Here is a 19513-nt window from a genome sequence, read left to right as displayed (position 1 = left end):
CGTTAGAGAGAGCGTAAGTCATCAACAAGTTGCGTTTTTTCAGAAGTTTTTTCATCTTTCTGTTTGATGATTCGTGCAGGTGTTCCCGCAACGACAACACCTGGAGGGACGTTTTGTGTGACGACACTTCCTGCCGCGACAACTGCGTTTTCACCGACGCGAACGCCCTCTAAGATGACTGCGTTCGCCCCAATCATGACACCATCCTCGATGATGACCGGATCTTTTGAAGGTGGCTCAAGAACCCCTGCGACCACGGCACCTGCGCCAAGGTGAACGTTCTTCCCGAGCGTTCCGCGTGCTCCGATGACAGCGTTCATATCGACCATCGAACCATCTCCGATGACAGCTCCGATGTTGACGACAGCTCCCATCATGACGACCGCGTTGTTGCCGATTTGAACGTGGTCTCGGATGAACGAGCCTGGTTCGATTCGGGCATTGAGTTGTGTCGTATCGAGCATCGGTACAGCACTGTTGCGACGATCATATTCAAGATGAGAATCTGTGATGACCGATGCATTAGCTTCTAAGAATGCCGCAGCGCGTTCTGCCGTCGTCAAAAACAGTTTCGACTCATCCGTTCCGAATGCTTTCGCTTCCTCGATTTCAAGACCCGCCAATTGACCGTTGACGTAAAGCTTAACTGGTGTTTCCTTCTTAGCATCTTTAATATATTGTGCGATTTCATAAGCGTTTGTGAGTAACATGAGTAGCCTCCTCGTATAAGTTCGATAGATTATAAAGTCCTGCCGGGCGATCGATGATCGTTGCCGCAGCGGCAAGGGCCCCGTTTGCAAAGACGCGTTTCGATAACGCGGTATGTTTCAGTTCAATCATTTCATCATCTCCGGCGAAGAGCACGGTATGCTCACCGAAAATCGTGCCACCCCGAATGGAATGCATCCCCAACTCTTCGATAGCACGCGCTTCCCGACGCGACGTTCGTTCGTAAATCGGTGTCACGTCACGCTTCGCTTCGATGGCACGTGCCAATAATTCTGCCGTGCCGCTTGGTGCGTCCACTTTCTTTCGATGGTGTGCCTCAATCACTTCAATATCATACCCGAGAGTGAGTGGGACGAGTTGGTCGAGCAACTGCTTCAAGAGCGCGATCCCGTATGAGGTGTTGTAAGACTGGAAGATTGGGATGTCTTGCGAAGCCGTTTCAATCTCGGCCAGTTCATCCGGTGTGAAGCCGGTCGTCGCGATGACGAGCGGAATATTGCGCTCCCGTCCGAACGCGAGTAAGCCAGGGAGTAACGCCGGGTTCGAAAAGTCAATCACGACATCGACGGGTACGTCCACCTCATTCAGAGTCGCCGTGTGCTCGTCACTTCCCGGTGAGACGATTGCCGTTACGTTTACACCTTGCGCATGAGCGACCTCTTCGACAATGCGTCCCATTGCGCCAAAACCATGGATGAGAACATTCATTGTCTCACCTCATTGAATTGTTCCATCGCCGATAGTAATTTCGCCTCAGCCGTCGCGCTCATTGGAACGAGCGGCAGACGTGGCGCACCGACTTCAAATCCTCGCGCTTGAAGCGCTGCCTTCACCGGAATCGGATTCACTTCTGCGAAAAGTTCATCGATGACTGGGAGTAAACGAATTTGCCACGTACGTGCTGTCTGCAAATCACCCGCCAATAGGGCGTCTGCCAACGCGACCGTCGCTCCCGGATAGACGTTTGATAAAACGGAGACGACACCTTGTGCGCCCCAAGCCATGTACGGCAAGATTTGATCGTCATTTCCACAGTAAACGGTGAACCCTTCCGGAATATGGGCCATCATCTGCGCCATGACCGAGATATCCCCACTCGCTTCTTTCAAGGCCGTGATGCGCGGATGTTCCGCGAGCTCACCGACCGTTTCCGGTGCCAAGGCGACACCCGTCCGTGACGGAACATTGTAGAGCATGAGCGGAATCGGTGACGCATCCGCAATCGCAGTAAAGTGAGCAATCAGCCCGGCCTGTGTCGACTTGTTATAGTACGGTGTGACGACCATCGCCATCTCCGCGCCAAGTTCGGCGGCCCGTTTCGTTTTCTCAATACTGACTGCTGTATTGTTCGAACCGGTCCCCGCGATTATCACGGCTCGACCGTTTGCGACCTCCACCGCTCGAACGAGCAATGTCTCAAACTCGTCATCAGTGATTGTCATCCCTTCGCCGGTCGTCCCACCGATGACGAGACCCGTCACACCTTCTTGGATTTGGTCTTCAATTAATGCCGCCCATGCTTCTAGATTCAACTGCCCATTTTCTTGAAATGGGGTAGCTAGTGCTGTCGCCACTCCTGTGAACATGTCATATCCTCCTTATTTCGTCGCTGTTTGACTAATCATACATTGTGCGATTTGAACGGCATTCGCTGCCGCCCCTTTTCGGACGTTATCTGCAACGCACCAAAGATGGAACGTATTGGGTTGTGAATCGTCTCGGCGAATTCGTCCGACATACACCTCATCCGTCCCGTTCGCATCGAGCGGTGTCGGATATGTCAATTCGGATGGATTGTCCATTAACACGACCCCTGGTGCATCGGCAAGGACAGCTTTCAGTTCTGCGACCGTCGCATCTCGCTCGAGCGACACCGTGATCGAGACCGCATGACTGTTTCGCACCGGCACCCGGACACAAGTGGCCGTCACCCCGAGGTTTGGCGCATTTAAAATCTTACGTGTCTCATCCATCATCTTCTGTTCTTCTTTCGTGTAGCCATTTTCTTGAAACACATCGATGTGCGGCAACACGTTATCATAAATCGGATACGGATAATTCGTCGGTTCCTCTCCGCGCGCACCGCGCTCGAGGTCATCGATCCCTTTTTGACCCGATCCCGATACCGCTTGATAAGATGTGTACGCGACGCGTGTCAGTCCGTATACTTCCGCTAGAGGCGCGAGCGCCACGACCGATTGAATCGTGGAACAGTTCGGGTTCGCGATGAGCGTTCTCTCCGGACTGAGTTCGACTCGGTTCACTTCCGGTACGATGAGTGGAATTCCTTCTTGCATTCGGAATGCACTTGAATTATCGATGACAATGACTCCTTGCTCACTCAACCGAGGGGCATATTGTTCACTGATGCTCCCACCTGCAGAGAAGAGTGCGATATCGATTGGGTCCGCATAAATCGCATCGGTCAATTCACGAATCACGATCGATTGCCCATTCACCTCGACCGTCTTTCCTGCCGAGCGGGCTGAAGCATAGAGTCTCAACTCGCTGATTGGAAATTCATATTCTGTTAAGACGTCAATCATTTTTTGTCCGACGGCACCTGTCGCACCGACGACTGCTACGTTATACATTATGCTTCCCCCTTATAAGTGAAACCGGGCCGCAATGGCTGCGACTGCCGCTTCTACGTCTTGTTCTTGAATCGTATAGGAAATACTGATTTCAGACGTCGTGACTTGATAGAATGGAATCCCCATCTCACGGAATGTCGCGAAGAGCTCTGATGCGACCCCTGTCGCGTCTCGCATACCGATTCCGACGACAGAAATTTTTGCATGTTCCGTGTGACGATCGATTTTGATTTGAGGCAAGGTCGCTGTCAACTCCGCGAGCGCCTCTTCTAAAAACGCCTCTTCATCGAGCGGACATGTGAACGAGAGAAACACTTCGCCGTCGAATGCCGTCTGTGAAATCATATCGATGTTGACGTGTCGCTCTGACAATCGTTCAAAGATGTCTGCGACTCCCGCCGCCGTATGCGGAATATGTTTGATTGAGACACTGAGTACGTTCTTGACGACACTCACACTCGTGACTGCTTTCTGTTCCATCGCTTGCGTCGTATCCATGATCCATGTTCCTCCTTCGCTCGAAAGCGTCTTCCCAACAAAAATATTGACGTCATATTTCTTTGCGAGCTCCACGCTTCGCATCTCCATCACTTTTGAACCGAGTGCACTCATCTCCATCATCTCGTCATAGGAGACCGTATCAAGCCGTTTCGCCGTCGGATGGATTCGTGGGTCCGTCGTATATACACCCGCGACGTCCGTATAAATTTCACAACGCTGACTGAGGACGGCCGCCAGTGCGACGGCTGTCGTGTCCGAACCGCCACGCCCAAGGGTCGTGACGTCTCCCGCTTCATTCACGCCTTGGAATCCGGCGACAATCAGGACGTCGTATTGACGCAACTTCTCGTGTAACACTTCTTTCCGAATCGCTTTGATTTTGCTCTTCGTATGAATGCCCATCGTATCGATCCCGGCTTGCTGTCCCGTTAATGAGATGGCCGGTACGCCTCGCGAGTTCAAGGCGATACTGAGTAGACTGATGGTCTGTTCTTCTCCAACGGCGAGTAGCCGGTCGAGTTCGCGAATCATCGGGCGATCCGTGATTTGTTTGGCGAGCGACAGGAGCGAATCTGTCGTTTTGCCCATCGCCGATACGACGACGACCAATTTTTCACCGGTCGCCACACGTGTCTGTAAATAGTCCGAAATGGCTTGTATTTGTTCGATTGTGGCAACGGAGCTGCCACCAAATTTCAGTACGGTTGTCATCAAGTTCCCCACTTTCAAGATGTCCACCAACAGAAAAAGCGGCAGACCGGTAGGAAGCACTCTCCCTACGGTCTGCCGCTTGTACGCGCAGTTGAAAAACGATTAAAGAATCGTTCCGTAGATAGCGCTCCATGGTAGTTGACCATGGCAGTGTAGGCGTTATTCACGACTACCCCAGCCTTCATTCACACGCACGTGAACGTCGACTTCGGCGAATTTCCCCTTTCGGCTCGGTCCGGAGTGCGTCCGTTTCAACCAAGCTTACTCATGTCATTCGCAACCTCTATCTGTCAGTTGTTAGTATTAGTTATAACAAAACGAAATCTTCTTGCCAACCTTTTTTTAGAAAAATGGGATATTTCAAAAAAGGATTACCATGTTTTTCGCATCATGCGGTGCGGGATATTGGCATCCAAAAACTCATCTCCGAACGCCTCGTACCCGAGCTTTTCATAAAACGGAAGCGCCGTCAGTTGTGCACCCAATCGTAGTTCAACCAACCCTTGACGTTTCGCGACACGTTCAACTTCAATCATAATGTCTTTCCCATATCCATGACCCCGGGCCGATTGAATCGTCGCCACTCGCTCCACTTTTCCGACAGTCGAGTCGACTGGACGAAGACGCGCTGTCGTCACAGGTTCGGAGTCAAGGAGCCCGACCACATGTGTACACATATCGTCTAAATCATCGTATTCTAAACTCGCATCGATTCCTTGTTCCTGAACGAATACGATCTCCCGAACTTGTTTTGCCTGTTCAATCAACGCTGCTTCGTTTCCCGATTGAATGATCAACATGGTAAAACTCCTTCCTGCAATCGTTTCACGATTTCTTCGATTCCCTTTTCTAGTTCCGCTACGGATGTGAAACGCGCTTGGGCCTGCTTATGGCTTCCACCGCCGCGACCGATTTTCATCTCTTGGAGCGCCGCTTTCAAGAATGTGCCGACAGCGATATCCTGTGTCCCGTCATGCATGACGAACAATTTCTGCGTTCCATAGTTAGCGCCAACGGCAATTCGTCCTGTTGCTGCGATTCGTTCGATGATGGCGGTCGTCAACGTTTCCGCTTCTGTTCTCCCGACATGTAAGGCCACATAGTTATCTTCTTTCAACACTGCCTCCACTTTCGCTTTGGCAATCCGTTCTTCGAGCGTTTTGATTTCTTTTTCACGTTCCAAACGAATCGTATGTTCTTCGATTACACGGGCTGCCACGGATTCATTCGTTGTCGAGAATGTATGGTGAATCGTCCGCAACGCTGCTCGCGCTTGTTGAGTCACCTTGATCGCTCGACTTCCCGCCACATACGTCAAGCGGAGATTCCCCCTCACTTTCTTCATCGCCGTCACATGGATGGTACCGAGTTGTCCCGTTGTCTCCACATGAGTGCCACCACATGCATTGTAATCTAGACCTTCGATTTCGACGATGCGAATCATCCCCGTTCGGTCCGTCTCTTTCCGTAAGCGCGCCCGGTCTACTTCTTCTTTTGGGATTTCATAGACACGAATCGGACGGTTTTCAAAGATGACTTGTTGCATCTCTTGTTCAAGTGCCTCAACGTGCGCCCAGTCCATCATTGCCGTTTCAATCTCAATAGATGAATCGGTCTCTCCGATTCCAAAGCTGAGCGTCCGAATGCCATGACGGTCTTCCAAAATCGCCGTTATCACATGTTGAGCAGTATGCTGGATGGAATGATCCCGTCTGACGTCCTCATCGATTCGAACCTCTATCGTCGTGCCCGCTGGTAATGCTTCTGACAAGAGATGCCACACTTCCCCATCTTTGATTTGTACATCTAGTACAGGAAGAGTCTCAATCCATCCACGGTCAGCCGGTTGTCCCCCACCTTCCGCATAAAACGGACTGTTCTCGAGTGTGTGCCAATGACCGTTGCCGTCTTCCTTTATCGAGGTCACGACTGTATTTGCTGTATATGGTTCCATCTTGTCCTCCACCCTCTCTCTATAATCTGTTCAGACAACTAGTTTAATTTCGTCTATAATGAAACATACATCTTCTCAGTCAGGAGCGAAATGATATGTTAGAAATCGATAAACAATCTCCGTTACCTATTTATTATCAAATTGAAGCGTACTTAAAGCAACAAATTGATGACGGATTGTTAAAACCAGGAGACACCTTGCCGTCAGAGCGTGAGTTTTCCGAGCAATTTCACGTCAGTCGGATGACGATTCGTCAAGCCATTATGAACCTCGTCAATGCCGGTTACTTGAGCCGTCAAAAAGGACGAGGCACATTCGTCGCGAGTCAGAAGATTGCGATGACGTTATCGGGACTGACGAGTTTTTCCGAGGAAATCAAACATCGAGGTATGCGACCGCTCAGCCGTCTCTTGTCATACGAGGTCATTCCGGCAACGGATCGCATCGCGCAGCAACTGAGCATCCCAAATCAAACACCGGTTTATGAAATGAAACGGCTACGACTCGCCGATGATCACCCACTTGCGCTCGAAACCGCCTATATTCCCGTTCATTTATTGCCTGACCTGACGCAAGATGACGCGACGGGATCGATTTATGCTTATGCCGAACAGCATGGCTTACGCCTGAAAAATGCAACACAAACACTCGAAGCCCGGAGCGCCGGTCCAGAAGAAGCCAAGCTCCTCACCATTTCTCCGAACGCACCGGTATTGCTGATTGACCAGCGAACTTATCTCGAGAACGGTGACATGTTCGAGTATAGTCGTTCACTCTTTCGCGGAGATTCATACTCCTTGACCGTCGCCATGGACCGCATATAAAAAAAGTTTGCCCGAGGGCAAACTTTTTTTATTGAGCTTCGTACGTTACCCCGCTCGGGTCTAACGTATACGACTCGAGTTCTGTATCGGACATCGGCTCGACACGATTACCGGCGTCCGCTTGTTGTACACGATAGCGTACTTCTTCAAGAAGCGGTTCGTTCAAGAAATAGTAGAAGTGTCCGTCATCTGCCCGGGCACCTTCTCCAGTCAATTGATATTGCACCGTATTGTGAAGTGCGCCAACATCTTCAATTAAACGCATATAGTCATTCGGTCCAAGTGTCGTCTGCATGTTGTCGCCGACGGCTTTCAAGACCTTGTCGTAATTGTTTAGGAGTGAAGTGCCGAGTGATTGTTCGAGCACGGCATTGATGACTTCCATCTGGCGTTGTCCACGACCGATGTCCCCACGTGGGTCATCGTATCGATTTCGAACGTAGGCAAGTGCCTCTTCACCAGAAAGCTGTTGAAGTCCTTGTTCGATTTGAACTGTCTCACGTGACGCATCGTAACTGTTTTGTTGTGATGAGAACGGAACATCAATCTCAACGCCACCTACAGCATCAATGAAATCAACGAACCCTTGGAAGTTGAGCGAGACGACATGGTCGATTTCAACACCGACTAAATCTTCGATCGTGTTCGTCGCCATCCGCATCCCGTTGTTTGGATTCGATTCATCCATCGAACCAAAGTAGTAAGCGTGTGTGATCTTATCTTGGTCAAGTCCCGTCTTGCCATAAGGAATGTTATATCCCGTGTAGTCAATATTGACATACGAGTCACGCGGGATACTGAGCATCGTCGTCTGCTTTTCTTTCTTGTTTAAAATGACGACAATCATAACGTCCGATCGTCCAAACTCGCCACGCGCTTTCTTCTGTGGCGAAAGGTCTGTCCCTAAAACCAAGAACGTCTCCGTATCTTCTTTATCATAACGAGTCGGCTCAACCGTCGGGTCATCCTCTAATGTGACTTGGGTGCCTGACAACATATTGTGGGCTTTGTAAAACGCTGTACCGTAAATGCTAGATCCAGCAATAATCGCAATCAGCACGAGGGCACTAAATATCTTATAAAACGCAGACGGACCTGTGCGCTGTCTGCGAGCATGTGTTCTAGAATTCATATCGGTCTCCTTCGAGTCAAAATAATGAGCTTCACTCATTATAGAGGAAAGCGAGAAATTTGTCGAAAACGTTTTGATGACAAATTCATTTCTTTACATTTTCCCATAGTTGAACATAGAAAAACCCGCGGAGATGACTCCGCAGGTCCGTTAATCCCGAATGGTAAAAAATCGTGTTGCCGCTTCTTGTCCACGGGCTTGTAAGGATTCCGCACAGTGTGATGCCGCCGCCTCGTCGAGTACGACTGTCACACCAGGATGGGCCTGAAGGATCGTGGCCGGCCAGTCGACCGTCGGTACGCTCTCAATCATGTGCTGCACCGCTTCCGCTTTCCGCTCCCCTGTCGCGACTAGGACGATTTCACGTGCGTTCATGATCGTATCGAGCCCCATCGTGATGGCGTGTGTCGGTACATCTTCTAACCGATCAAAGAATCGACGATTGGCTTCCCGAGTAGACTCCGTGAGTTCGGTCACATGTGTCTTCGCATCGAGCGCTGTACCCGGTTCATTGAAGGCGATATGCCCATTCTCACCAATCCCTAAAAGCTGTAAATCGACACCGAGTGTCCGAACAAGTTCTTCATAACGTGATGCTTCCACTTCCGGGTCCGGCGCGTCCCCTTGAGGGAGGTGACTTTGTTTGAATGGTACCTCATCGAAGAGTCGATCTTTCATGAAGCGGTTATAACTTTGAGGATGTTCGGGCGATAATCCGATGTATTCATCTAAATTGACGCTCGTCACGTGGCTACAGTCGAGCGCGTCCTGTTTAAACATCTGATACATCCCGACCGGTGTGCTACCGGTTGCGAGACCGAGTACGAAGTCATGTTTCCCTGAAATCCGTTCTTTGATTAGCGTATAGGCGATTCGTTCCGCATCGTTCGCCGTCTTTGCGACTAGTACATTCATCTTTGTTCCTCCCGTTCATATACGATTCGACCTTTGACAAAAGTCATCTGAACATGTGTCGTGTCATCCCAAACGACAAGGTCTGCATCAAACCCCGATTTGATGTCTCCTTTTGTCGTCAATCCGAATTCTTTGGCCGCATTCGTCGAAGTCATTTTGACCGCTTCTTCCACCGTACATCCCGTATATGCCTGAATGTTTCGGAAGGCAGCATCCATCGTCAACACACTGCCCGCCAGGTTTCCGGCTTGAAGTCGCGCAGCCCCGTCCGCTACGATGACCGGTTGACCGCCAAGTTCATATTGTCCGTCCGAAAGTCCTTTTGCTCGCATCGCATCCGTGATGACGACAAGTTCATCTGCTCCTTTTAAGCGAAACGCGAAGTCGACCATCTCCGGACGACTATGGATCCCATCCGGAATAATTTCCGCGATGACCCCATCCTCTAAGAGACAATACCCAACCGTTCCGGGTTCTCGATGGTGCAACCCACGCATTTGGTTATAAAGATGCGTCCCGTGTTTGACGCCCGCCTGCTTGTTCTCTTCAAATGTCGCACTCGTATGGCCCGCCGAACCGATTGCACCGGTTTCGCGAAGAACAGCTTCAAACTCACGTGCACCTGGACGTTCCGGTGCATAGGTGACAAGACGGATATGACCGCCGGCAAGCTCTTGCCATTTCCGGAACTGCTCGGCGTCCGGGTCGATAATATATTCTGCCGGTTGTGCACCAGCCATCTCCACGTTGACAAATGGACCTTCCAAGTGGATTCCGATGAGTGTCGTATCCTGCGCTTCAATGACATTTCGGACTGCCTTCAATGCATGCTCAATCGCTTCTTTTGACTGCGTGATCGTCGTCGCGAAAAAGGACGTGACACCTTCCTGTAGCATGTCGTTACTCAATCGTCGAAGTTTTGATTCATCCGCATCCATCGTATCGACTTCATATCCCCCATGGATATGCACATCGATGAGACCCGGTGTCACGAGCGCTCCAGCGACATCAATCACAGGCTCATCCTGTTGTTCAAACTGGTCCATCGATCCAATCTCATCAATCGTTTGACCATTCCATCTGATATATCCACGTTCCCATGTTTGTTCTGCTGACACGATACGAGCATTGATCAATGTCCCCATCGGTTCACCACTCCTTTTTGTTTTCCTCCATGTTATCATATCTGATAAAAGTATAGTTGTATAGACCAATTTTAGATAAATAAAAGATTGTTCACATTTGCGAACAATCTTCTCCTTTTTTATGTCGATTGAACCGTCCCGTAGCGCCGGACAATCCATACTAACCGGAGAAATAACAAGACCGCTCCGGCTGCGAGTCCGGCAATCAAGCCCATCCAATAACCGTCTGGTCCAAATCCGGCGTGCTCTGCCAAGACATACCCGAGTGGTAAACCGATGACCCAATAAGCGACGAGTGAAAGGACGAGCGTGATGTTGACGTCTTTAAAGCCACGTAATATCCCTTGGATCGGTGCCGCGACAGCATCTGACAGTTGGAAGAATACAGCGAAGATCATAAAGTGAGCTGCAAGGTCCACGACCGTCGGATCATTCGTATAAATAGCCGCGACCCGTTCGTTTTGCCAAAACAAAAAAGCACCGGAAAAGATAGAAACACCGAGACAGAGCGCGAGCCCGATTTTTGCATAGCGGACGGCATCCTGCAGTCGTTTCGCGCCAAGCTCATACCCCACGACAATCGTCAATGCGCTCGATGCTGAGAGTGGCAACATGTAAACAAACGAAGCGAAGTTAATCGCCGCTTGGTGAGCCGCGACGATTTGGTCACCGTATGAACTGAGCAATACCGTGACCGCCGCAAAGATGCTGACTTCTGCGAAAATGGCGAGCCCGATTGGCGTCCCAAGTTGTAACAGCTCTTTTTGTCGGAGCCAGACCATTCGTTCGGTCGTCCGTAAAAACTTGTATTCGCGGAACGGCTTCCCGTTTCTCACGAAGAAGAAGGCCATGAAGAAGAGTAGCCAGTACGTGATGCTTGAGGCAATTCCCGCTCCAACTCCGCCGTACGCCGGCACCCCCAGTTTTCCGAAGATGAAGATGTAATTTAATCCGACATTAATGGGTAACCCTAATAGTATGAGGATCATCGAGACTCGCGTCTTGCCCAAGGCATCCATGAGCGTGCGTAACACATTGAACAGGAACATCGGCAAGACACCGAATCCAAGGGCAAGCAAGTATTGCGTCGCGATTCGTTTCCCTTCTACACTGAGCCCCATGCTCTCGATTGCCATCGGCACAAGGAATGAACCCAACGTCAGCGTGATTACGCTTAGCATGATGGCTAAATAGATACCTTGAAACAAGGTTCGTTGAATCTGTTGACGGTCTCGCGCACCAAGCGCTTGCGAAACGATCGGGGCCACCGCCAGCAAGATTCCACTCAGTCCGGTATACACCGGCATCCACAAGCTTGAACCGACTCCGACACCTGCCAAATCGACGGCACCCGCCCGTCCGGACATGACGGTATCAAAAAAGCTAATCAAATAAAAAGACACTTGCGTGACTAAAATTGGAAAGAAAATCGTGAAGAACAGTTTGATTTTTTCGTTTAATGAATGTGTTTGGTACATGGACAACCCTCATCTCTTTTTCAGAAAGGAACTTATAATCATGAATCAACGGCATGCAGAAAAGCTTAAATTTGAACTGTTGGAAACGTGGAACACGTTCAATCACTATGTGACGGAAGCCCTCACCTTCAACAATTCCGAGGATATTCATCGCGCTCGCGTTCATCTACGGAAATTGATCACGTTTATGCAACTATATGAAACGAAGCCGGCGACGTTCCGACAACTCAAACAATTGATGGAGGCACTCGGTCATGTGCGCGACCTCGACGTCCTCATCGAAACGTTTGATTCCAAAACCGAACTCGACCATGCGTTTCTTGAAGCGATGGAGACAGAACGTGCCATCGCACGGACGATCCTTTCGACCCGCGTCAGTGAAAAAATGACCCCGTCGCTCGATCAACAAGTACGTCGTTTCATCGGCGGACCGTTATTTCGTGCGTTCAAAAAAACGAACGCCTCTCCGATGTTAGAAAAGGCGAAAAGCGAGCGCAAGCAACGTGTACGCGTCTATCACGAACAATCCGATGGAAAAGAACAGCTTGAAGCACTCCATAAAGTCCGTTTAGCCGTCAAACGCGAACGTTACTTACATGAGTACTTGCTAAGCTATGAATCGGATGCTTCGATGGACACTGTCCGCACGTTAAAAAAGATGCAAACTGAACTCGGTGATATGAACGACCATGACCAACTGTTAAAGCGTTGGCGCGCCTTCACCCCTCCAGCTGAACTACAGTCTGCATGCGACAGAAAAATTGAAACATTACAGCAGGAACTCGATGCATCCGTGGAGCACCTCTCGATTTAGCGCGAAGTATAGCGCTCAATCAGTAGTTCCAACAACTTCATTCCGGCAATCGAGTTCCCTTTTGAATCAAGTGCCGGGCCAAATATGCCAAACCCAACGTTATTCAAGTCCAGTTCGTGGTTCCCGACCGCCAAGATGGCACCCGATACCCCACTTTTTCCCGGAAGACCGACCCGGACAGCGAACTCACCCGATGCATCATACATGCCACACGTCGTCATGATGGCCTTGACGATTCGGACGACCCGACGTGGAATCAACTCTTCGCCCGTATCCGGGTCTTCTCCATTCCCTGCAAAGACACGCCCGATTCGCGCCAAATCAAAACAATCAATCTCGATGGCACACTGTTTCGTATACACATCAATGATCTCATCGACGTCTCCATCCACAATTCCATGATGACGCATGAAATAGAGCAGGGCACGGTTCAAGTCGGTCGTCTCGTATTCAGAGCGGGCGACTTTTTCGTCGTACGTGACCTCCTCGACCGAGCGATTTAACAACGTCGCTAAAAACTGGCGGAACTGATAGATTTTGAGTTCTGCCGTCTCCCCCAAAATCATACTCGTCACCGCTAACGCTCCGGCGTTGATCATCGGATTCAGTGGTTTTGACGGGACCGTTTCCTCGAGTTTGGCGATGGAGTTGAATGCGTCCCCCGTCGGCTCCATCCCTACTTTCGAAAAGACATAGTCCTCCCCGAACTCCATCAATACATAACAAAGTGTGAGCGCCTTCGATACGCTCTGAATCGTAAACTTGTGATGAACATCCCCCGCGTGAATATACGTACCATCCGGCAAACAAATCGCCACCCCGAGTAAATCGTTTTTCACATGTGCGAGTTCAGGGATATAGTCCGCCACTTTCCCTTGAGCCGTGTACGGACGACACTCATCAACCAAGTGGTTCAACTGTTGTTCGAGTACATTCATTCCATCACCTCATGTTCCATCAAATTTCAACCGGGTCATCTTATCATATTATCCGTCTGGTGGTCCATCATCTTTATACCAGTCCTCATCCGCCCAAATCATCGGTGGACTTTCCTCATCTCCAACCAACTTTTCTCCATGTCGATTCATCGCCACAATAAACCCAATTATGCCTACCATCACAAGAGTCGCAACGATGAGGAAGGAAGCCATTCCATCGTCCCCTTTCGAATTCGTGACAAATTTGTCTAGAAGTCCGTGACACTTATCCTATATCTCCGTCAACATTCTCGGTACCGTTAAGACGACAACAATTTCAGAGAAATGGGTGAATCAATTGAATCGAATCGCGATTATCGGAGGTGGCATCACCGGACTTGCCGCAGCCTATTATGCCAAAGAAGCCGGAGCTCATGTCACATTGATTGAGGCGCAGGACCGTCTCGGTGGAAAAATTAAGACCATTTATCGGGATGGTTTTACGTTAGAGACTGGACCCGACGGTTATATGGCACGAAAGCCGACCTTGACATCACTTATTACAAGTCTAGGTCTCGCAGATCAACTCGTCCGCTCCAGAACCGGGACTTCTTACATTTACGTACGGAAGCAACTGAGACAGATGCCGGCCGGGTCGGTCATGGGCATCCCGACTAAGTTTTGGCCGATGGTCAAAACGGATCTCTTTACTTGGAGAGGAAAACTTCGCGCCGGATTCGATCTCGTGATTCCACGCGTGTATGCAGGAGAGGATATCTCGCTCGACCGTTTCTTTCGGACGAGACTTGGCTCAGAAGTAGTTGATACAATGATCGAACCGCTTCTGTCAGGGATTTACAACGGGACACTCGATGACATGAGCATCGAGTCTACTTTCCCTCAGTTTATCACGATTGAACAAAAAACTCGCAGTCTGATTCTCGGAATGAAAGCACTCACTCCTCCCGTCCAAGCTGGTGTAAAGCCGTCCGAGACTGGTAAGTTTCTGTCGATTGAGCAAGGACTCGGAGCACTCGTCGAGGCGCTCCGTCCGTCGATTGATCGACTCATGTTAAAGACGGTCGTTCAATCCGTTCGACCTCATGAAGTCACATTTGCCGATGGGACGATCGAACAGTTTGATGGCATCATCATGGCCACATCGCCGCATGCACTCGGACCTTTGCTCGGATTCCCGGAAGCCGAACGTTTGTCATCGTTAAAACGTACCTCTTCGATGACCGTACTCGCCGCCTTCGACGAGTCAGAAGTGGATGCGTTAGATGGAACCGGCTACGTCATCGCCAAATCGGAAGGAAACGCTTTGACCGCTTGTAGCTGGATGCATAAAAAATGGCCACACCTAGCACCTAAAGGAAAAGCATTGCTCCGCATGTATATCAGTTCAGAACATGTCCCGTCCCTGCTCCATGAAGAGGATGATCTAATCGCAAACTTCGCTTTAGGCGAACTTCGACGCATTCAAAAAGTCGGGACTCCCCTCTTCACGAAAGTCGAGCGACACATTCAAACGATGCCACAGTATGAGGTCGGTCATAAACAGGACGTCCGCGCGTTCGAAGAAGCACTTTTGAAGTGGGACGGCGTCGAAGCGTGTGGCGCCATTCTCCATGGGGTCGGATTACCTGACTGCGTCGATTCCGCCAAACGGGCGGTCGATCACTTACATCTTCGACAGGCGGTGACGGTATGAAACGTATCGACTATAACGAGAACCCGTTCATCGTCATTTGGGAAGTCACACGGGCCTGTGCGCTCTCCTGCGTCCACTGCCGGGCAGAGGCACAATTTCATCGTTACGAAAACGAACTCGACACGGAAGAAGGGAAGGCATTGATTCGCGAGATTCATGCGATGGATAACCCGATTCTCGTCTTTACGGGCGGTGATCCTCTCATGCGTGAAGATTTATTTGAATTGACCGCATATGCTTCCTCCCTTGGGATGCGCGTCTCGATGACACCTTCAGCTACAACTCGTGTAACTCACGATGCCGTGAAACGGGCAAAAGCAGCTGGTTTGTCACGTTGGGCCTTCTCCATTGACGGACCGGACGCCGTGACGCATGACTACTTCCGCGGTACACGTGGCAGCTTCGACCGTACCATTCGAGGAATCTCATATTTCCGAGAAGAAGGGATGTCATTTCAAATCAATACGACGGTGACCGAATACAATGTCGATCGATTACCGGAAATGGCGAAGCTCGTAGAATCCCTCGGTGTATCCGTCTGGACGCTCTTTTTCCTCGTGCCGACCGGACGCGGATCCCTGTTACAACCCATTACACCAGAGCGACATGAGGAAGTATTGAAATGGGCGTTCTCCATACAAGAGACGGCACCCTTCATCATCTCGACGACGGAAGCCCAATTTTATCGGAGAGTCGCCCGCCAAGAAAATCAGCGACGCCGGGCAGCAGGACTCCCTCCAATCGGACATCCACATGACGATTTGGCAAAAGCCCCTCGTGGGACAAATGACGGCAACGGATTCGTCTTTATCTCACATACAGGGGACGTACAGCCGTCCGGATTTTTACCAATCACCTGCGGAAACGTCCGAACGACACCTCTCGCCGATATTTATCGCCATCATCCGACATTCAAGGCGCTACGTGATCCGGATAGTCATCACGGAAAGTGTGGGTATTGCGAGTATCGTTATCTATGTGGTGGTTCGCGTGCTAGAGCCTATGCGGTCACAGGTGATTTCAAAGAATCAGAACCGTACTGTATCTATCAACCAGAACGTCCTCTCGTGTCACAATAACGATTCCCATTTATTCCCTCTTCGTGTAAGATTGGATTATATGAATCTGATGGTGAGAAGGGAGTCATATAGGTGCAGTCATTACCGATTGATGGATTGTTCTATATTGGGTTAGGTACAATTTTCATTGTTACGGCTTTACTTGGGTTCGGAATCAAGCAATTGACGAAACAAGGCATGGCGGGATTTTTTGTTCTCCTCGCAACGAGTCTTGGCTTTTTCTTTTGGCTACTGCTCTGGTTCCAAGAAGCGACCCGTGCCAGCTTCATGGGAACAATTCCATGGTTATTCAACTCATTTTTCGGGACGGTACTCTACCTCATTTTTATTGGGATCAGTTATTTGATTTTGAGAAGAAGATGTCGGCATACATAAAAGAGGAATCCGATTTTGGATTCCTCTTTCTTTATGCATTGACTGTCGATGGGCGTAACGTCAACGCCCCGTTCTCGACATCGATGATGACCGTTTGCCCATCCTCGACATCTCCAGCGAGGATGCTACGGGCAAGTTTCGTCTCAATCGTCCGTTGTACATATCGGTTGATCGGTCGCGCACCAAATTGAGGTTCATATGCTTCGTCAGCAACGAACGTTTTGGCTGCATCGGTGATGTCGATATGAATCGAGCGTGTCGTGAGCCGTTCGCTCATCCGTCCGACCGCCTTTTCGACGATTTGACCGATTTGATCTTTCGTGAGCGGATGGAACAGAATCGTTTCATCGACCCGGTTCAAGAATTCAGGACGGAAATGACGACGGAGTTTGTCGAGCACTTGACGCTCTTCGTCCTCATCAATCACGCCATCTTTCGCCGCTTCGAGCAAGATGTCCGCCCCAATGTTCGACGTCATGATGACAATCGTATTTTTGAAGTCGACGATGCGCCCGTGCGAATCGGTCAATCGACCATCATCGAGCAATTGTAGCAAGATATTGAAGACGTCCGGATGCGCTTTCTCGACCTCATCGAGTAAGAGAACCGAGTACGGGTTACGACGAACCGCTTCCGTCAACTGTCCACCTTCTTCGTAACCGATATAGCCAGGAGGGGCACCGACGAGACGCGATACGGCATGTTTCTCCATATATTCACTCATATCCAGTCGAACGATATGGTCTTCTGAATCAAACATCGCTTCCGCGAGCGCTTTCCCGAGTTCTGTCTTCCCGACCCCCGTCGGTCCGAGGAAAAGGAATGAACCAATCGGACGGTTTGGATCTTTGATGCCAGCACGTGCTCGAATGACTGCATCGCTGACAAGACGAATCGCATCATCTTGTCCGAACACACGTTTATGCAAGACCGCTTCTAGATTGAGAAGCTTATCCCGCTCTCCTTCTGTCAGTTTCGTCACCGGGATGCCCGTCCATTTCGAGACGACCTCGGCGATTTCTTCTTCCGTCACTTCTTCACGCACGAGTTCACGCGTCACCGAACTCGCCAACTGTTCCGCTTCTTCTAGTTCCCGCTCAAGTTCCGGGATTCGTCCATATTTCAGTTCCGAGGCCCGGTTCAAATCATAGCGACTCTCTGCCTCTTGTAACTCGAGACGTACTTTCTCTAGGTCTCCACGGATTTGTTGTACGCGGTGCGTCGACTCCTTCTCATTCTCCCAACGGAGACGTAACGAATCAGACTGTTCACGGATAGAAGCCAATTCCTGTTGAAGCGCCTCAAGTCGCTTCATGGAAGCGGCATCGCTCTCTTTTTTAAGCGCCGCCTCTTCGATTTCAAGCTGCATGACCCGACGGACCAATTCATCAAGCTCAGCTGGCATCGACTCCATCTCTGTTCGAATCATCGCACACGACTCGTCGACGAGATCAATCGCCTTGTCCGGCATGAAGCGGTCCGTGATATAGCGATTGGATAGCACAGCCGCCGCGACGAGCGCGTTGTCATGGATGCGTACCCCGTGGTGAATCTCAAAGCGTTCTTTTAAACCGCGCAAGATGGAAACCGTATCCTCGACATCCGGTTCAGCGACAAGTACTTGTTGGAAACGCCGCTCAAGGGCCGGGTCCTTCTCGATATATTGGCGATACTCGTCGAGCGTCGTCGCGCCGATACAATGCAGTTCGCCTCGGGCGAGCATCGGTTTCAACATGTTACCGGCGTCCATCGACCCCTCAGACTTCCCTGCACCGACAATCGTGTGAAGTTCATCGATGAAGAGGATGATGGTGCCTTCCGCTTCTTTCACTTCGGACAAGACGGCCTGTAGACGTTCCTCGAACTCTCCGCGATATTTCGCACCGGCAACGAGGGAGCTCATATCGAGGCTGAAGATGGTTTTGTCTTTCAAACTTTCCGGTACATCTCCACGAACGATGCGCTGGGCGAGCCCTTCGACAATCGCTGTCTTCCCGACCCCTGGTTCTCCGATGAGGACAGGGTTATTTTTTGTTTTTCGACTTAGGATTCGAATGACACGACGAATCTCACTGTCACGTCCGATGACAGGATCGATTTTACCTGTCTTCACTTCTTGAATGAGGTCGCGTCCGTATTTCGTCAAGACATCATAAGTCGCTTCAGGCGACTTCGATGTGATGCGACGGTTCCCACGCACAGCGACAAGCGCATCACGGAGTCGTTCTTCGGTGACACCTTTCCGTTCGAGCATCGTCTGTGCCTGACTGCTGTTCAACAAAATACCGAGTAGAATATGTTCGACCGATACGTACTCATCATTCATCCCCGTCGCTTCTCGTTCCGCAGTCGTCAAGACGCTTAAGAGAGAGGCTGAAATCATCGGTGTCGTCGGGTTTTGGAGTTTCGGCGCATGTTTCAGAGAAAGCGCGACTTCTCCTTCAATCTCTGACACGTTGATCTCCATTTTTTGAAACAGCAACGGCGCAATCCCGTCCGTCTGTGAAATCATTGAGGCCAATACATGCCACTCATTGATTTCGCTATGATGATACTGTTTCGCTAACGCTTGTGAACTGACAATGCATTCATGTGCTTTATCGGTGAAACGATTAAAGTCCATCACGATTC

At 50.2% G+C, this 19513-nt stretch carries 19 protein-coding genes and 1 riboswitch; of the genes, 5 read left to right on the top strand and 14 right to left on the bottom strand.

Annotated elements, in window-relative coordinates:
• Positions 1-2 precede the first annotated feature (2 nt).
• The 7 genes from dapD to GVY43_RS13905 form a co-directional block, all read right to left on the bottom strand.
• On the bottom strand, positions 3-710 hold the full coding sequence (gene dapD, locus GVY43_RS13935) for a 2,3,4,5-tetrahydropyridine-2,6-dicarboxylate N-acetyltransferase (protein ID WP_159563508.1): 708 nt from the start codon (positions 708-710) through the stop codon (positions 3-5).
• Positions 688-1437, bottom strand: a complete 750-nt coding sequence (dapB, locus tag GVY43_RS13930) for a 4-hydroxy-tetrahydrodipicolinate reductase (protein WP_159563507.1) — start codon at positions 1435-1437, stop codon at positions 688-690. Before dapB ends, dapD begins: the two co-directional genes overlap by 23 nt.
• Positions 1434-2315 carry a 4-hydroxy-tetrahydrodipicolinate synthase gene (dapA, locus tag GVY43_RS13925; RefSeq protein ID WP_074037809.1) on the bottom strand — a complete coding sequence of 294 codons (882 nt, stop codon included), beginning with the start codon at positions 2313-2315 and terminating at the stop codon, positions 1434-1436. Before dapA ends, dapB begins: the two co-directional genes overlap by 4 nt.
• A gap of 12 nt (positions 2316-2327) precedes the next feature.
• Positions 2328-3323: an aspartate-semialdehyde dehydrogenase gene (locus GVY43_RS13920; protein ID WP_159563506.1), complete on the bottom strand. Its 996-nt coding sequence runs from the start codon at positions 3321-3323 to the stop codon at positions 2328-2330.
• A 12-nt stretch (positions 3324-3335) separates the two neighbouring features.
• Positions 3336-4535 (bottom strand): aspartate kinase, encoded by a 1200-nt coding sequence (locus tag GVY43_RS13915; RefSeq protein ID WP_078147890.1) that lies wholly within the window; start codon positions 4533-4535, stop codon positions 3336-3338.
• Between the two features lie 114 nt (positions 4536-4649).
• Positions 4650-4829: riboswitch (Lysine riboswitch) on the bottom strand.
• Positions 4830-4906: 77 nt separating this feature from the next.
• On the bottom strand, positions 4907-5335 hold the full coding sequence (locus GVY43_RS13910) for a GNAT family N-acetyltransferase (protein WP_074037812.1): 429 nt from the start codon (positions 5333-5335) through the stop codon (positions 4907-4909).
• On the bottom strand, positions 5329-6489 hold the full coding sequence (locus GVY43_RS13905) for an alanyl-tRNA editing protein (protein ID WP_159563505.1): 1161 nt from the start codon (positions 6487-6489) through the stop codon (positions 5329-5331). The genes GVY43_RS13910 and GVY43_RS13905 overlap by 7 nt, the downstream gene beginning before the upstream one ends.
• A 95-nt stretch (positions 6490-6584) precedes the next feature.
• Here GVY43_RS13905 and GVY43_RS13900 point away from each other — a divergent pair, with 95 nt between their 5' ends.
• Positions 6585-7313, top strand: a complete 729-nt coding sequence (locus GVY43_RS13900) for a GntR family transcriptional regulator (RefSeq protein ID WP_159563504.1) — start codon at positions 6585-6587, stop codon at positions 7311-7313.
• A gap of 28 nt (positions 7314-7341) precedes the next feature.
• Here GVY43_RS13900 and GVY43_RS13895 read toward each other — a convergent pair whose 3' ends face one another.
• The 4 genes from GVY43_RS13895 to GVY43_RS13880 form a co-directional block, all read right to left on the bottom strand.
• On the bottom strand, positions 7342-8445 hold the full coding sequence (locus GVY43_RS13895) for an LCP family protein (protein WP_074037814.1): 1104 nt from the start codon (positions 8443-8445) through the stop codon (positions 7342-7344).
• A 150-nt stretch (positions 8446-8595) separates the two neighbouring features.
• Positions 8596-9360, bottom strand: coding sequence for a glucosamine-6-phosphate deaminase (gene nagB, locus GVY43_RS13890; protein WP_159563503.1), 765 nt, complete (start codon positions 9358-9360; stop codon positions 8596-8598).
• Entirely contained in the window at positions 9357-10505 is a 1149-nt protein-coding gene (gene nagA / locus GVY43_RS13885; protein WP_159563502.1) for an N-acetylglucosamine-6-phosphate deacetylase, read from the bottom strand. The genes nagB and nagA overlap by 4 nt, the downstream gene beginning before the upstream one ends.
• Positions 10506-10624: 119 nt before the next feature.
• Positions 10625-11983: an MATE family efflux transporter gene (locus tag GVY43_RS13880; protein ID WP_159563501.1), complete on the bottom strand. Its 1359-nt coding sequence runs from the start codon at positions 11981-11983 to the stop codon at positions 10625-10627.
• A 40-nt stretch (positions 11984-12023) separates the two neighbouring features.
• Between GVY43_RS13880 and GVY43_RS13875 the strand changes: the two genes are divergently transcribed.
• The gene (locus GVY43_RS13875) at positions 12024-12797 is read left to right on the top strand and encodes a CHAD domain-containing protein (protein WP_159563500.1); all 774 of its coding nucleotides are present in this window, start codon (positions 12024-12026) and stop codon (positions 12795-12797) included.
• Here the strand turns inward: GVY43_RS13875 and glsA are convergent.
• Both glsA and GVY43_RS16005 read right to left on the bottom strand, forming a co-directional pair.
• Positions 12794-13735 (bottom strand): glutaminase A, encoded by a 942-nt coding sequence (gene glsA, locus GVY43_RS13870; protein ID WP_159563499.1) that lies wholly within the window; start codon positions 13733-13735, stop codon positions 12794-12796. The two genes, GVY43_RS13875 and glsA, sit on opposite strands and share 4 nt — an antisense overlap.
• A 48-nt stretch (positions 13736-13783) precedes the next feature.
• Positions 13784-13948, bottom strand: a complete 165-nt coding sequence (locus GVY43_RS16005; protein ID WP_167365524.1) for a hypothetical protein — start codon at positions 13946-13948, stop codon at positions 13784-13786.
• 61 nt (positions 13949-14009) lie between these two features.
• On the opposite strand from GVY43_RS16005, the gene hemG reads away from it, so the two are divergent.
• The 3 genes from hemG (at position 14010) to GVY43_RS13855 (ending at position 16882) form a co-directional block, all read left to right on the top strand.
• Positions 14010-15428, top strand: coding sequence for a protoporphyrinogen oxidase (hemG, locus tag GVY43_RS13865; protein WP_306462367.1), 1419 nt, complete (start codon positions 14010-14012; stop codon positions 15426-15428).
• On the top strand, positions 15425-16507 hold the full coding sequence (locus GVY43_RS13860) for a TIGR04053 family radical SAM/SPASM domain-containing protein (protein ID WP_159563498.1): 1083 nt from the start codon (positions 15425-15427) through the stop codon (positions 16505-16507). Before hemG ends, GVY43_RS13860 begins: the two co-directional genes overlap by 4 nt.
• 72 nt (positions 16508-16579) lie before the next feature.
• The gene (locus tag GVY43_RS13855) at positions 16580-16882 is read left to right on the top strand and encodes a hypothetical protein (protein ID WP_159563497.1); all 303 of its coding nucleotides are present in this window, start codon (positions 16580-16582) and stop codon (positions 16880-16882) included.
• Positions 16883-16913: 31 nt separating this feature from the next.
• On the opposite strand, the gene clpB is transcribed toward GVY43_RS13855, so the two are convergent.
• A complete protein-coding gene (gene clpB / locus GVY43_RS13850) occupies positions 16914-19505 on the bottom strand; it encodes an ATP-dependent chaperone ClpB (protein WP_159563496.1) in 2592 nt (863 codons plus the stop codon).
• Positions 19506-19513 lie beyond the last annotated feature (8 nt).

The organism is Exiguobacterium sp. 8H, from assembly GCF_902506255.1.
Lineage (GTDB): Bacteria > Bacillota > Bacilli > Exiguobacteriales > Exiguobacteriaceae > Exiguobacterium > Exiguobacterium profundum.
Note: the sequence above shows the minus strand (reverse complement) of the source record. Positions and strands in the feature narration are given on the sequence as shown.